This is a genomic window from Amycolatopsis sp. 2-15, assembly GCF_030285625.1.
Lineage (GTDB): Bacteria > Actinomycetota > Actinomycetes > Mycobacteriales > Pseudonocardiaceae > Amycolatopsis > Amycolatopsis carbonis.
Window position 1 is genome coordinate 7645411 of sequence record NZ_CP127294.1, and the last position, 13094, is coordinate 7658504.

The following is a 13094-nucleotide window of genomic DNA, read 5'->3' on the forward strand; positions in this document are numbered from 1 at the left end:
CGCGCGTTTCCACGGCCTACTTGGTCCCGAACGCCTTGTCCACAAAGGACGAGTCGATGAGCGACGCGAGATCGACGTTGTCGACCCCGTTCACCGAGCCCTCCAGGGACTGCTGGGAGGACTTGAGCTGGTCCACCGTCGCCACCGGCGGGTCGGTGAGGACCTCGCCCGCGTAGTACTTCCAGGTCGCGTCGAGCGCGCGCTGGTCGGTGACCCCGAGGTGGGCGCCCAGGATCTTCGTCGAATACGCCTCGTCGGAGCGCTCGCGGTCGAACCCCTTCTTGAGGCCGGCCATGAACTTCCCCACGACGTCCGGGTGGTCCTTGAGGTACTCGGACGTGCTGGAGATGCCCACGTTGATGTTGGGGATCTTCTCCTTGGCCATGTCGATCACCATGTGCAGACCGGCGTCTTCGAACTTGAGGCTGGCCGGCGGGTGCGTCGCGGAGGCGTCGATGGTCTTGGCCAGCAGCGCGTTGTTGACGTTCGTCACCGAGCCCAGCGGCACCAGGTTCACGTCACCGGGGTTGATGCCCAGCCTCTTCAGCGCCTGCAGGGTGCCGATGTACTGGGATCCGCTCTTCGTGGTGTAGCCGATCTTCTTGCCCCTGAGCTGAGCGGCGGTCGGCACGTTGGCGTAGATCTGGTACGGGAGCACCGGGGTGAGCGCGGCCAGCACCTTCACGTCACCGCCCGCCGCGGTGCCGGCCACGATCTGGGAACCGCCCATCGAGGCGAGCTGCGTCTGGCCGGCGATGAGCGCCGGGTACCCCTGGTTGCTGTCGAGCTTGATGAGCTTGACGTCGAGCCCTTGCTCTTTGAAGTAGCCGGCTTCCGAAGCGATCCACAGGGGCAGCTCGTCGGCGACCTCTTCGCTGTAGCTGACCGTGATGACACCACCGGCTCCGGCGTCCGACGAACCACCGCAGGCGGTCAGCGTCGAGGCCGCGAGCGCCACGGAAAGGGCGACGCCGAAGGCGCCAGACTTGAACTTCATTGTTCTGTCCTTCTGGGAATGGGCGGGGACGGGAAACGTCAGTCGCTCAGGCGCCAGGCCGCGTAGTGGTTCTCCACCCGGCGCAGCAGGGCCGTGAGAATCACTCCGGCCGCGGCGAAGATGACCAGGCCGGCGAAGACCGTGGCGGTCTGGAACTGCTGGCCGGCGGTGTTCATCGTCATCCCGACACCGTGCTGCGCGCCGCTGAGCTCGGCCACGAAAACACCGATCAGCGCCTGGCCCACCGCGAGCCGCATCCCGCTGGCGATGAAGGGGACGGTGCCGGGCAGGGCGACGGTGCGGAACAGCTGGAGGTCGCTCGCCCCGAAACACCGCGCGACGCGCACGGTGCCCTGTTCGAGCGACTGGACGCCCTGCGCGGTGTTGATGAGCACCGGGAACAGCGCCATCAGGAAGACGATCGCGATCTTCGAGGAACTACCGATGCCGAGCCAGATGATCAGCAGGGGCGTCAGCGCGATGCGCGGCGTGGCGTAGAGAAAGTTGACGAAGGGGTTGAGCGCCCAGGCGATGCGCTTGTACCAGCCGATCAACAGCCCCACCGGCAGCCCGATCACCACCGCCAGCGCGAGGCCGGCGAGCAGTTCCTGAGCGCTGGTCCACAGGTCGATCCAGATCTGGCCGCCTTGGATCATCGCCCCGAAGGCGTTGATGACGTCGACCGGCCCGGGCAGGATCAGCTGCGGCTGGATCCGCAGCAGCGCGACGACCTCCCACGCGACCAGCACGACGACGACGGCGCCGATGCCGAACAAGCGCTGCTCGCTGAGCCAGGACGGCAGCCGGCGGCGGGCCGCCTGGCCCGCGCGAGGGCTCCGGGCCGGGCGGGATTCGGTCCGCGAGGTCGGCCTTGGCGAAGAGGTGACGCTCATCGGGTTCCCTCCCCGGCGCCGGCTTTGGCGCCGTAGAGCACATCGGCGATCTCGTCCCGCAGCTGCGAGAACTCCCGCGTCCGCCGGATCTCGTGCGAACGCGGACGCGGCCACGGGACCGTGATCTCCTTGACGATGCGACCGGGGCGCGGGCTGAACACGCACACCCGGTCCGCGAGGAACGCGGCTTCGGTGATGTCGTGGGTGACGAACAGAGCCGTCACGTCGCGGGCGGCGCACACCCGGAGCAGTTCGACCTGGAGTACCTCACGGGTCTGCGCGTCGATCGCGGCGAACGGCTCGTCGAGCAGGAGGATCTCCGGCTCGACCGCGAGCGCGCGGGCGAGGTTGACCCTGGCCTGCATGCCACCGGAGAGCTGCGCCGGGTACTGCTGCCCCACGCCGGCCAGTCCGACCAGCTCCAGCAGCTCGTCGGCGCGCTGTTTGGCCGCCGGCTTCTTGACCTTTTTCGTGAGCTCGAGGCCGTAGCTGACGTTCGCCTGGACGGTCCGCCACGGCAGCAGGTTGGCGTGCTGGAACACCATCGCCCGGTCGGGTCCCGGACCGGGGATCGGCCGCCCGTCGAGCTCCAGATCGCCCTCGGCGAGCTCGACGAACCCGGCGACCGCGTTGAGCAACGTGGTCTTGCCGCAGCCGGAAGGCCCCACGAGGCAGACGAAATCGCCCCGTTCCAGGCTCAGGTCACACTGCTCGACGGCCGTCGTCACCTCTTTCGACCCAGGCTTGGCGTAGTCGATGGCGACACCTCGGGCCTCGAGGTGTGCGATCCTGCCCGTGGCCCCCACATCGATGTGCGCAGCATCACGGCCTGCCGTTCTGGACAGTGCCGGCTTGTCTCGGCTCAGCATGGAGGGGAGCGTAGGACTAATTGTCAGTCCAAAGCAATGGTCCAACTGAGTTTTCTGGCCAGGTCGTGACCGGCCGGAGCGGCGCGGCCGCCCCTGACCAGGCCGGGTACCGTAAGGTCAGACCATTAACTGTTAAACTACGGTGCATTTCCGGCATCGACCATGACGAGGTGGAGACATGGCTGCAACAGGGCGCGGCGAGAAGGACGACCTCTTCAGCCGCGTGAGCACCTCGCGGGTGTCCCAGGTCATCGTGGACCAGATCAAGGTACTCATCCGCGACGGTTCCCTCACCCCCGGCGACCGACTGCCGAGCGAGCGCGATCTGTGCCAGCGCTTCGGCGTGAGCCGGGTGACCGTGCGTGAGGCGCTTCGCGTACTGGAGGCCACCGGACTCGTCACCATCCGGGTCGGCGCCCACGGCGGCGCCTTCCTGACCGCGCCGAGCACGGACCGCGTCGGCGAGGGCCTCGCCGATCTCCTGTCGATGTCGGTGCTCACGGCCGGCGAGGTGACCGAGGCGCGCAAGATCGTCGAGATCGGGGCCCTCCCCCTGATCGTCGAGCGGGCGACCGAAGAGGACATCGACGCACTGTTCAAGCTCGTCGAGGAGGGGCAGCACGCCGTCGACGAGGGCGAGTACACAGTGGACATCTCGGCCCGGTTCCACATCCGGCTCGCCGAATGCGCCCACAACACCGCGCTGACGATGCTGATCCAGAGCTTCCACGGCCCGCTCCTGATGTCCCTGCGGGAGGCCCGCGAACAGGCCCCCATCATGGGGAAGCGCGGGACCGGCGAACACCGCGAGCTCGCCGAGGCCATCCGCAGCCGTGATCTCGCGGCCGCCCAGCGGGTCATGAGCGAACACATCGCCCGGACCGCGCAACGCGTGTCGCACGAGGTCGAGTAGCACCGGGAAACCCCGCACCACCGTCGCCGAACGCCTCTCGCACTGAACGCTGCCTTCCGCTAAGGTCTAATGGACTAGCCAACAGAGGTCAGGGTGGTGAAGGCATGGCGGTGAAGGGAAGCAGCACCCTGGTGGTGGGCGCGAGCCAGGCGGGCGTGGAGCTGGCCGCCTCGCTGCGCAAGCTGGGTGCTTCGGGACCGATCACCTTGCTCGGCGGGGAAAACCGGCTGCCCTACCAGCGGCCTCCGCTCTCCAAGGCATTTCTCAAGGGCGAACTGCCCGAGGAGCGGCTGGCGCTGCGGGGCCCGGACTTCTACGAGGCGCAGCGGATCGAGCTCGTCCGAGGTGAGTGGATCGACGCGATCACCCTCACCGATCCCGAGCTCGGTGGCGGCTTCGCGGCCACACGGTCCGGGCGGACGGTGGATTTCGATCGGCTCGCCCTGGCCACCGGGGGCACCCCACGCCGCCTGCGGATCCCGGGGAGTGAGCTCGCCGGCGTCCACTACCTGCGCGATGTCGACGACGCGATGGCGCTGCGGCACGACCTCGCGTCGGCCCGCGACGTCGTTGTCGTCGGCGGGGGCTTCGTGGGACTCGAAGCCGCCGCGGCCGCCACCGCCGCCGGCCGCAACGTCACCGTGGTCGAGGCGGCCGACCGGTTGCTCGCCCGCGCTGTCGCGCCGCAGATGTCGGGCTTCTACCTCGCCGCCCACCGGCGCCGCGGCACCGAAGTCGTGCTGTCCACCGGGGTGACCGAGCTCCTCGGCCACGACCGAGTGACCGGCGTCGGGCTCTCCGACGGCCGCACCCTCCCCGCCGACGTCGTGGTCGTCGGGATCGGCCTGGTCCCCCACACCGAGCTCGCGGAACAGCTCGGGCTCGCGTGCGCCGGCGGGATCCTGGTCGACGAGTCCGCCCGCACCAGCACCCCCAGCGTGGTCGCCGCGGGCGACTGCACGATCGTCGCGCACCCCGACCACGGCACCCTCCGCCTCGAGTCCGTACCCAACGCCATCGCGCAGGCGAAGACGGCGGCCGCGAGCCTGCTCGGCCTGGCCGCTCCCGCGACCGGCATCCCGTGGTTCTGGTCCGACCAGGCCGATCTGAAACTCCAGATCGCCGGGATCAGCAGCGGCTACGACGAGACCGTGCTGCGGGGCGACCCCGGCACCGAACGGTTCTCGCTCTTCTACTACCGCGGCGGCCGGCTCGTCGCGATCGACGCCGTCAACGCGCCCCGCGACTACATGGCGGTGCGCAAGCTGCTCGAGGCCGGCCGCACCGTCCCGCCCCACGTCGCGGCCGACACCGAGGTGGCGCTGAAGGAGCTCCTGCGCGCGGCCTGAAGTCAGATGACGAAGGACTCCGTCGACTCGGGCGCGAACAGTTCTTCCGCCGTGCGCAGGCGAGCCGAGAGACCCTGCTCGTGGTGGTAGCGGAGGAACACGTCGAGCACGTGCCGGTTGGCGTTCAGCCCGTAGGACCAGTAGTCGGGGCCGAGCAGGCTCCGCGCGTCCTCCAGGTGCTGGTTGAGCCACGGCTCCATGAACCGCAGCGCCGAGGCGTCGTAGATCCGGGCGTACGCCTCCTTCTTGGCCGCCGTGAACGCTTTTGTCAGTGACTGCGCGACCCACGGGTGCCGCTCGTAGACCTCGCGCCGCAGGGCTACCACGTGCATGATCGGGAAGATCCCGGTCTCCGCGTAGTACTCCTTCTCCGCCGCGACGGTGTCGGGGAAGAGCCGGGCGACGCGACCGTCGCCCGCGACGTACGAGCTCGGGATCCGCGGGCTCTGCAGCGCGTCGATCTCGCCGGTGGCCAGCAGGTCCGACAACGTCCGGTCCGCTGGGATCGGCTGGACGTCGAAGCGCGTCGAGACCGCACCCTTTTCGATCCGCCCGGGAGTTTCCTGGCCACCGGTGAGGTAGGTGACCGAGTCGAGCGGAACGTCGTACGCGTCGGCGAGGATGCCGCGGATCCAGACACCCGCGGTCAGCTGGAACTCGGGCGTGCCGATGCGCTTGCCGACGAGGTCGGCCGGTTTCTCGATGCCCGCCGCGGTGTTGATGAAAATACCGCCGTGGCGGAACATCCGTGACGTGAACACCGGCAGCGCGACGAACGGCGCCGGGTCGCGGTCGAGCGAGGCGACGTAGGTCGACAGCGACATCTCCGACGCGTCGAACTCGCCGTGGCGCAGCATGCGGAAGAACGTCTCCTCGACCGGGAGCCGCAGGTACGTCAGGTCGATGCCGTCGGGCCGGATCGACCCGTCCTCGAGGGCGCGCGTGCGGTCGTAGTCGCCGCAGGCGAACGTGAGGTTCAGCCGGCTCATCGGATCACCTTCCTGCGGCGGCGAGCCGCCGGTCGAGCCGGGGGTAGACCCGGCGGGCGTTGTCTTCGTACACGGCCGCCAAGTCCTCGGCGGTAAGGCCGGCGCGGTCGACGTACTGCTTCGTGTCATCCCATTCGATGCCGGTTTCGGGGTCGGCGCCGCGGACCGCGCCGAGCATCTCCGAGGCGAAGAGCAGGTTCGGCGTGGGCAGCACCTTCAGCAGGAGATCGACCCCGGGCTGGTGGTACACGCAGGTGTCGAAGAAGACGTTGCGCAGCAGCTCGGCCGGGTCGGGCCAGCCGTTGCGTATCGCCAGGCCCCGGTAGCGGCCCCAGTGGTAGGGCACCGCTCCCCCACCGTGGGGGATCACCAGTCGCAGACCGGGAAAGCGGTCGAACAGCTTCGACTGCAGCAGCTGCATGAACACGCTGGTGTCGGCGTTGAGGTAGTGCGCGCCGAGGGTGTGGTGGTTCGGGTTGCACGCCGTCGAGACGTGCACCATGGCCGGCACGTCGAGCTCGGCCAGGACCTCGTACACCGGGAACCACGACTCGTCGGTCAGCGGTTTGCCCGCCCAGGTGCCGGACGGGTCCGGGTTGAGATTGACACCCACGAAACCGAGTTCTTCCACGGTGCGGCGGATCTCGGCCGTGACGCCGCCGAGGTTGCCCTCCGGGGTCTGCGGAAGCTGCGCGACCGGGGCGAAGTGCTCGGGGTACAGCTCCGCGACGCGGTGCACGAGGTCGTTGGACGCGCGGGCCCAGGCGTTCGCCACGCCGACGTCGGGCACGTGGTGCTCCATGCCGGATGCCTTGGGAGAGAACAGCATCAGGTCGCCACCGCGGTCCCGCAGAACCCGGAGCTGGTGACCCTCGACGCTTTCGCGCAGCTCGTCGTCGGACACCGGCGCCAGTGCCGCCCGCTCACCGTCCAGCTGGGCGTCACGGAACCTTTTCAACGCCGGCGGAGCGGTCGTGTAGTGGCCGTGGATGTCGATGATCACTTCGCGCGCACCTGCCTGAGGTACTCGTCGTGCTCCACGTACCGCAGGCCTTTGCGCGCGAGTCGCTCGCGCATCGAGTTGACGTCCAGGCCGAGCTCGCCCTCGGCGTAGCGGGCCCGCAGGCGCGCTTCCTTGTCCTCCCGCGCCGTGGCGGCCGCGAGGACCTCGTCCGCGTCGGCCCGGCGCACGACGACCACCCCGTCGTCGTCGGCGACGATCACGTCACCCGGCTCGACCAGCCGGCCGCCGCAGACGACGGGGGTGTTCACCGAGCCGAGGGTTTCCTTGACCGTGCCCTCGGCCGACACGGCCCGGGACCAGACGGGGAACGGCAGCGCGCGCAGCTCGGCGATGTCGCGGCAGCCGGCGTCGATGACCAGGCCCCGGACGCCCCGCGCCTTGAGCGAGGTCGCCAGCAGCTCACCGAAGTAGCCCGCGTCCGACGGCGACGTCGGCGCGACCACCACCACGTCGCCGGCCTGACACTGCTCCACGGCCACGTGGATCATCCAGTTGTCGCCCGGCGCCACGCTCACCGTCACGGCCGTGCCCGACACGTGCGCACCCGGGCAGATCGGGTTCAGCGACGACGCCATCAGCCCGGTGCGGCCCTGCGCCTCGTGCAGAGTGGCGACCCCGAACCGACCCAGGCCGTCGCGCGTCTCCGGACCGGTCCGGGGCGGATTCGTGACGACGACCCCGCTCATCGCACGACCGCCCCACCGGCCTGGCCGACCAGCGAGGGCATCAGGGAAATGTGGATCGCGTCCTCGTCGGTCTCGCCGGCGAGCACGCGGATGGCGTGGTCGACCTGGTCGATGCCGTAACGGTGGGTCGCCAGCTTCTCCAGCGGGAAACGGCGCGAGGCGAGCTGGTCCACGGCGAGCTCACAGGCGCGGAACGAGTGCCCGCGCGCGGACTTGATCGTGATCGCCTTCTCGGTGACCTTCTTGACCGGGAAGTCCGGGAACGCGGCCAGCTCACCCTGCATGAGGAGCGTGCCTTCACGGCGCTTGAGCACGTCGACGCCGAGCAGCACCGGCGCCGTGCCGGCGCGTGAAGTGCAGTCGAGCACGATGTCGACGCCGCGGCCGCCGGTGAGGTCCATGACCTTCTCGCGCGGGTCCTCGGTGAGCACGTCGATGACCTCGTCGGCACCGAGTTCCTTCGCGAGGTCGAAGCGGTGCTTGTCGCGCGTGGTCCCGGAAACCAGGATCTTGGCGGCACCCGCGGTCTTGGCCGCGACCAGCTGCGCCAGGCCCTGCTGGCCCGGACCCTGGATCAGCACGGTGTCGGCGTATCCGACCCCGGCGGTGAGCAGCGCCCACTCGATGCCGTTGGACAGCGGCATGACCATGCCGGCGAGCTCGGGCGTGACCGTGTCGGGGATCTTGTGCAGCACGGAGTTCCACGGCAGGTACATGTATTCGGAGAACCCGCCCCACAGCGTGCCCGGGTTTTCCGCGGAGGTGTAGCCGAACCGCCGCCCGTCGGGGTTGGTCCGCCAGTCCGTCGCCTCGCAGTGCCGGTACTCGCCGAGCCGGCACCACTCGCAGTTGAAGCAGCCGACGTAGTGCTCGACGAAAACCCGATCGCCCTCGGCGAGCCCGTGGCGTCGCTTGAACCGCGGCCCGGCCTGCGCGATGACACCGACGTTCTCGTGGCCCATGATCACCCGGCCCTGGATCACCGCGGGCGGATCGGCGTACATCTTCACGTCCGTCCCGCAGATCCCCGCGACCTCCACCTGCAGCAGAGCGGAGTCGTCGTCGATCGACGGAAGTTCGAACTCCTGCATCTCCGTCGTGCCCGGCGCGACGCGGACGGCCGCCTGCACAGTCTGGACCATCGAATCTCCCTCTTTGGCAGAATGGACAGCCCAATATACCATCGAGACCGCACTCCACGGTGTAACTCCACGATGACGAGGCGAGGACCGATGGCCGAGCACCTGCTGACCGTGACCCGCACCCAGGGCAACAACCGCGCGCTGACGTCCGGAGAAGTCGTTCCGGCCGGATTTCCCTTGGCGTTCAAGGAAGAACCGGTCCTCGTCGACGGGTTCCGGCGGATGGTCCGCGAGCTCGCCTACGACGTCTGCGAGATGGCGCTCACGACCTACCTCACCGCGCGCGAGCACGGCGTGCGCTTCACGGCGCTGCCCGTCTTCCTGGTCCGCGGGTTCCACCACGGTGCGATCCTCGTGCGGAAGGACTCCGGCATCACCGAGCCGGGCCACCTCGCGGGGAAGCGGGTCGGCGTGAACCGTGGCTACACGGTCACGACCGGGGTCTGGGCCCGCGCGATCATGGCGCTTGAGCACGGCCTCGACCTCGATTCGGTCACCTGGGTCCTGAGCGGCGACGAGCACGTGGAGTCCTACCGCCCGCCCGCGAACGTCGAGCCGGCCGGCTCCGGCAAGAAGCTCGGGGACCTGTTGCTGGCGGGCGAGCTGGACGCGGTCGTCAACGCCAAAGTGGACTCACCCGAGGTCGTGCCCCTCATCGCCGAACCCGTCGAGGCAGGGTTCGCCGCGCTGCGCGAACGCGGTTTCTACCCGATCAACCACCTCGTCGTCGTCAAGGACGAGGTACTCGACGCCCACCCGGGCGCCGCGAAGGCCGTGTTCGACGCGTTCGCCGAGTCCAAGCGCCGCTACGTCGAGCAGTTGCGCACCGGGGTCGTCGACACCGCCGACGACCGGATGTACGCCCGGGTGATGGCCGAGACCGCCACCACCGACCCCCTCCCCTACGGCATCGAACCCAACCGCGCGATCCTCGACCTCCTCGTCGAACAGGCTGCGGCGCAACACATCCTGACGAAACCGGTGGATGTCGACTCGATGTTCGCGCCCGCGACCCGTCAACTGGTGGGCTGAGGCCGTGCGGATCGCGATCGCCGCCGACCACCACGGCGTGAACCTCAAGCAGCGCCTCACCGCCTGGCTCACCGCCCACGGTCACGAGGTGTCCGACCGCGGCTCGCACAGCGCGACGGACACCGTCGACTACCCGCCGCTGTGCGCCGACGTGAGCCGGCGGGTCGCCGACGGCCGCGCGGACGCCGGGCTCGTACTCGGCGGCAGCGGGCAGGGCGAAGTCATCGCCTGCAACAAGATCCGGGGCGTGCGCGCGGGACTCGGGCACAGCACGTTCATGGTGGAGATCTCGCGCGGCAACAACAACGCCAACGTGCTCGTGATCGGCACGAAGGTCATCACGGACGACGAAGCGGAAAGGCTGCTGGCGTTGTGGTTGTCGACTCCGTTCAAGGGCGGCCGGCACCAGGACCGCATCGACCAGATCACCGCGCTGGAAGCCTGACCGCCGGGCGGAGCGGGACGGCGGTCGGCACCTCGGCGCCGATCGCCTCCCGTATCTCCAGGCCGCTCACGTGGGCCAGCAGCATGCGCAGCGAGTTGCCGTGCGCGACCACAAGCACCCGACGGCCCGATTCCAGCAGTGGCAGCAACACCTCCCGCCAATACGGCCGCAACCGCTCGTGCAGCATCTCCAGGCTCTCGCCGCCGGGCGGCACCCCGGCCGGCGAGCGCCGCCAGCGTTCCACCGCCTCGGCGCCGAACCGCGCCCGCGCGTCGGCCCGCCGAAGTCCTTGCAGTGCACCGTAATGCCGCTCGACGAGCGCCGCCTGGTACTCCACCACGACGTCCGGCGTGAGCCGGCTCCCGACGATCGCGGCGGTTTCGGCGGCACGGACCAACGGCGAGGAGTGGACGACGTCCGGACACCAGCCGGCGAGTTCTTCCGCCGCGGCACCCGCTTCGACGACACCGGCCGGCGTCAGCGGGACGTCGAGGTGCCCGGCGAACAGGTCCCCGGCGTTGGCGGTGCTCTCACCGTGGCGAAGCAGGACGAGCGAGGTCACCGCTCGTGCCCGCGGAGGAATTCCAGGACTCGCGCCGGCGCGGTGTTCGCGGTCTGCTCGGCCACCGGAACATCCCAGTATTCGTGCACCGGCAGGCACTCCTGGAGGTAACGAGCGGCCGAAGGGGCGTGCGAGCTGTCCTGCCCGGGCACGATCAACGCGGGCACGTCGCAGGTCATCAGGTCCTCGGGCTCCACGCCCGGGACGGTGTCGCGATCGAAGAGGCCGCGCACGGAGGCGGTCACGAGCAGGTCGTAGCGAGCCGGGTCGAAGGCCGCGTAGGCCTTCGCGAAGGTCTCGTCGCTGCGCAGCGGCGCGGCCCACGGACCCACCCGCGGGTCGGCGCTGAAGCCGGCGGTCGTCGAGCGGGCCAGGCCGACGACGGCGGGCAGCCCGTGCTCGGCGACGTAGGCGAGGTGGCGCACGAACCGGCGGTGCTGCGCCATCCGGTAGCGAGGCCCGCCGGCCGGCGAGAACAGCACCATGCTGCGCACCCGCTCCGGTGCCGCGACGGCGAGCGCCGCCGCGCTCGAGCAGCCGACGCAGCCGCCCATGGTGTGCGCCGCGTCGATGCCGAGGTGATCGAGCAGGCCCAGTGCTTGGCGCGTGTACGCCGGCCACTCCAGCCGCTCGACCCGGCCACCCGAGCGCCCCGATTCACGCCGGTCGAAGACCACGCAGGTGTAGTCGGCGGCGAAGGCGTCGAGGAAGCCGAGATCGCGGTAACGCCCGAAGCCGCTCCAGTTGTCCAAAGTGGAATCGAAGCCGCCCGGGCTGAACATCAGCAGCGGCGGGCCGGCACCGACGGTCTCGTAACGCGTGGCGATCCCGTCCAGCACGACCACGGGCATGCGAACTTCTCCTCAGCTCTGCGGCACCTTGATGCCACCACGGATCTGCCTGCCCCCGCGGATGTCCGCGGCGCAGTCGGTCAGCGCGTCGAACGCGATCCGCGCGACGTTGGCGTAGGTGTCGACGTCCTTGTCCACGTTGGCCGCGTTGTAGCCGATGGCCGCGGTCGCCATGCGGATCCGCCCGTCGAGCCACGGACCGCCCCCGAACCCGCCGAGCACCGGGATCGACACGGCGTCGACCACCGCCGGCCCCACCATCGGGCCGGAGTTGGTGAAGTTGAGCGCGACCGCGCCGGCCGATTCGAGCAGCTTGGCTTCCGCCACCAGCTCGTCCAGCATCTCGTCGGGCACCTGGGCGACGCTGGCCGCGGAGTACTCGATGCCGTACTTCAGGGCGGTCTGCGGCGTGATCCCGAACTGCGCGAAGACCGGGATGCCCGCCCTGGTGACTGCCTCGACCGCGTCCGGGAAGTCCGCGGCCCCGTCGAGTTTCACCAGGTCGACGCCCGCCTTCTTGACCAGCCTGATCGCCGCGTCGACGGCGCTGGCCGTGCCCTGCTGCAGCGGGCCGAACGGGAAGTCGCAGCTGAGCAGCGCTCGCCGGACTCCCCGCCGGGCCGCCTTCGCGACCACGAGCACCTCGTCGAAGGTGATCTCGAGCGGATGCGGCTGCCCCCAGAGGTTGACCCCGACGGTGTCGCCGACCGAGACGATGTCCACGCCGACCCGGTCGGCGATGCGCGCCATCTGGTAGTCCCAGGCGACGATGCAGACGCTCTTCTCGCCGCGCGTCTTCATCGCCTGCAGAGCCGGGATGGTGACCTTGCCGGCCGGATCGCTCTGTGGACTCATGCGCGCGTCGCTTTCAGCAGTTCGAACAGGTCGTCCTCCTCGGCGGGCACCAAGAGGATCCGGGCGTGCGGGCGCAGCGAGAACAGCGCCTCGTTCGCAACCCCGTCCGAGGTCACGACCAGGCCGGCCGTCATGATCCCGCGCACCGTGCAGGCCGCACCGATGGTGGCCGCCGCCTCGGCGTTCTCGCCGGTGGTCGACACCAGCACGACCGTGTTGCTGTCCCTGAGCTCATCGGCGAGCGCCACCCGGTCGCCGGTCATGGTGACCAGCTCGTCGCCGGTGCCGGAAACCGAGTAGAACCGCGCCTGCGCCCACTCCTCGGCGGCGGTTCGCTCGACGATGTCTTTCGCCGCGTCGTCGAGCGCCACCACCCGCGTGTTGCGGGCGGCTGACAACGGGTAATCGATCCGGAATCCCGCTTCCTCGGCCGTCGCCGCGCGGGCACAACTGCTGACCAAACCACGTGACAACACCGCGTTCCTCG

General features: G+C 69.8%; 15 protein-coding genes. 4 read left to right on the forward strand and 11 right to left on the reverse strand.

The features are described 5' to 3' along the window. Positions 1–16: 16 nt before the first annotated feature. From QRX50_RS37755 to QRX50_RS37765, 3 genes are read right to left on the reverse strand one after another with little or no spacing between them, the layout of a single operon-like run. Positions 17–997: an ABC transporter substrate-binding protein gene (locus QRX50_RS37755; RefSeq protein WP_285967850.1), complete on the reverse strand. Its 981-nt coding sequence runs from the start codon at positions 995–997 to the stop codon at positions 17–19. A 38-nt stretch (positions 998–1035) separates the two neighbouring features. Continuing rightward, positions 1036–1890, reverse strand: a complete 855-nt coding sequence (locus QRX50_RS37760) for an ABC transporter permease (protein WP_285967851.1) — start codon at positions 1888–1890, stop codon at positions 1036–1038. Beyond that, positions 1887–2759: an ABC transporter ATP-binding protein gene (locus QRX50_RS37765; RefSeq protein WP_285967852.1), complete on the reverse strand. Its 873-nt coding sequence runs from the start codon at positions 2757–2759 to the stop codon at positions 1887–1889. The genes QRX50_RS37760 and QRX50_RS37765 overlap by 4 nt, the downstream gene beginning before the upstream one ends. 178 nt (positions 2760–2937) lie before the next feature. On the opposite strand from QRX50_RS37765, the gene QRX50_RS37770 reads away from it, so the two are divergent. Then, a complete protein-coding gene (locus QRX50_RS37770) occupies positions 2938–3672 on the forward strand; it encodes a FadR/GntR family transcriptional regulator (RefSeq protein WP_285967853.1) in 735 nt (244 codons plus the stop codon). A 104-nt stretch (positions 3673–3776) separates the two neighbouring features. Further along, positions 3777–5021 (forward strand): NAD(P)/FAD-dependent oxidoreductase, encoded by a 1245-nt coding sequence (locus tag QRX50_RS37775; protein ID WP_285967854.1) that lies wholly within the window; start codon positions 3777–3779, stop codon positions 5019–5021. A 2-nt stretch (positions 5022–5023) separates the two neighbouring features. Here the strand turns inward: QRX50_RS37775 and QRX50_RS37780 are convergent, their stop codons facing one another. Genes QRX50_RS37780 through QRX50_RS37795 form a run of 4 tightly spaced genes read right to left on the reverse strand, consistent with a single transcriptional unit; the run spans position 5024 to position 8862 of the window. Continuing rightward, a complete protein-coding gene (locus QRX50_RS37780; RefSeq protein WP_285967855.1) occupies positions 5024–6010 on the reverse strand; it encodes a substrate-binding domain-containing protein in 987 nt (328 codons plus the stop codon). 4 nt (positions 6011–6014) lie between these two features. Continuing rightward, complete coding sequence (locus tag QRX50_RS37785; RefSeq protein WP_285967856.1) at positions 6015–7013, reverse strand: amidohydrolase family protein; 999 nt, start codon at positions 7011–7013, stop codon at positions 6015–6017. Continuing rightward, positions 7010–7720, reverse strand: a complete 711-nt coding sequence (locus QRX50_RS37790) for a 4-carboxy-4-hydroxy-2-oxoadipate aldolase/oxaloacetate decarboxylase (RefSeq protein ID WP_285967857.1) — start codon at positions 7718–7720, stop codon at positions 7010–7012. The genes QRX50_RS37785 and QRX50_RS37790 overlap by 4 nt, the downstream gene beginning before the upstream one ends. Further along, positions 7717–8862: a zinc-dependent alcohol dehydrogenase gene (locus QRX50_RS37795; protein WP_285967858.1), complete on the reverse strand. Its 1146-nt coding sequence runs from the start codon at positions 8860–8862 to the stop codon at positions 7717–7719. Before QRX50_RS37795 ends, QRX50_RS37790 begins: the two co-directional genes overlap by 4 nt. A 72-nt stretch (positions 8863–8934) precedes the next feature. On the opposite strand from QRX50_RS37795, the gene QRX50_RS37800 reads away from it, so the two are divergent. Beyond that, positions 8935–9894: an ABC transporter substrate-binding protein gene (locus tag QRX50_RS37800; RefSeq protein WP_285967859.1), complete on the forward strand. Its 960-nt coding sequence runs from the start codon at positions 8935–8937 to the stop codon at positions 9892–9894. Between the two features lie 4 nt (positions 9895–9898). Beyond that, a complete protein-coding gene (locus tag QRX50_RS37805) occupies positions 9899–10339 on the forward strand; it encodes an RpiB/LacA/LacB family sugar-phosphate isomerase (RefSeq protein WP_285967860.1) in 441 nt (146 codons plus the stop codon). Here QRX50_RS37805 and QRX50_RS37810 read toward each other — a convergent pair. The 4 genes from QRX50_RS37810 to QRX50_RS37825 are packed head-to-tail and all read right to left on the reverse strand — an operon-like array spanning position 10320 to position 12978. Beyond that, a complete protein-coding gene (locus QRX50_RS37810) occupies positions 10320–10901 on the reverse strand; it encodes a 2,3-bisphosphoglycerate-dependent phosphoglycerate mutase (RefSeq protein ID WP_285967861.1) in 582 nt (193 codons plus the stop codon). The two genes, QRX50_RS37805 and QRX50_RS37810, sit on opposite strands and share 20 nt — an antisense overlap. Beyond that, complete coding sequence (locus tag QRX50_RS37815) at positions 10898–11752, reverse strand: alpha/beta fold hydrolase (protein WP_285967862.1); 855 nt, start codon at positions 11750–11752, stop codon at positions 10898–10900. The genes QRX50_RS37810 and QRX50_RS37815 overlap by 4 nt, the downstream gene beginning before the upstream one ends. A 12-nt stretch (positions 11753–11764) precedes the next feature. Next, on the reverse strand, positions 11765–12607 hold the full coding sequence (locus QRX50_RS37820; RefSeq protein ID WP_285967863.1) for a 3-methyl-2-oxobutanoate hydroxymethyltransferase: 843 nt from the start codon (positions 12605–12607) through the stop codon (positions 11765–11767). Then, positions 12604–12978, reverse strand: coding sequence for a hypothetical protein (locus QRX50_RS37825; protein WP_285967864.1), 375 nt, complete (start codon positions 12976–12978; stop codon positions 12604–12606). Before QRX50_RS37825 ends, QRX50_RS37820 begins: the two co-directional genes overlap by 4 nt. Positions 12979–13094 lie beyond the last annotated feature (116 nt).

Excerpts from the sequence above, each read along its gene's own strand:
- QRX50_RS37755 (WP_285967850.1), bottom strand. The coding sequence starts at position 997 with ATGAAGTTCAAGTCTGGCGCCTTCGGCGTCGCCCTTTCCGTGGCGCTC.
- QRX50_RS37760 (WP_285967851.1), bottom strand. The coding sequence starts at position 1,890 with ATGAGCGTCACCTCTTCGCCAAGGCCGACCTCGCGGACCGAATCCCGC.
- QRX50_RS37765 (WP_285967852.1), bottom strand. The coding sequence starts at position 2,759 with ATGCTGAGCCGAGACAAGCCGGCACTGTCCAGAACGGCAGGCCGTGAT.
- QRX50_RS37770 (WP_285967853.1), top strand. The coding sequence starts at position 2,938 with ATGGCTGCAACAGGGCGCGGCGAGAAGGACGACCTCTTCAGCCGCGTG.
- QRX50_RS37775 (WP_285967854.1), top strand. The coding sequence starts at position 3,777 with ATGGCGGTGAAGGGAAGCAGCACCCTGGTGGTGGGCGCGAGCCAGGCG.
- QRX50_RS37780 (WP_285967855.1), bottom strand. The coding sequence starts at position 6,010 with ATGAGCCGGCTGAACCTCACGTTCGCCTGCGGCGACTACGACCGCACG.
- QRX50_RS37790 (WP_285967857.1), bottom strand. The coding sequence starts at position 7,720 with ATGAGCGGGGTCGTCGTCACGAATCCGCCCCGGACCGGTCCGGAGACG.
- QRX50_RS37795 (WP_285967858.1), bottom strand. The coding sequence starts at position 8,862 with ATGGTCCAGACTGTGCAGGCGGCCGTCCGCGTCGCGCCGGGCACGACG.
- QRX50_RS37800 (WP_285967859.1), top strand. The coding sequence starts at position 8,935 with ATGACGAGGCGAGGACCGATGGCCGAGCACCTGCTGACCGTGACCCGC.
- QRX50_RS37815 (WP_285967862.1), bottom strand. The coding sequence starts at position 11,752 with ATGCCCGTGGTCGTGCTGGACGGGATCGCCACGCGTTACGAGACCGTC.
- QRX50_RS37820 (WP_285967863.1), bottom strand. The coding sequence starts at position 12,607 with ATGAGTCCACAGAGCGATCCGGCCGGCAAGGTCACCATCCCGGCTCTG.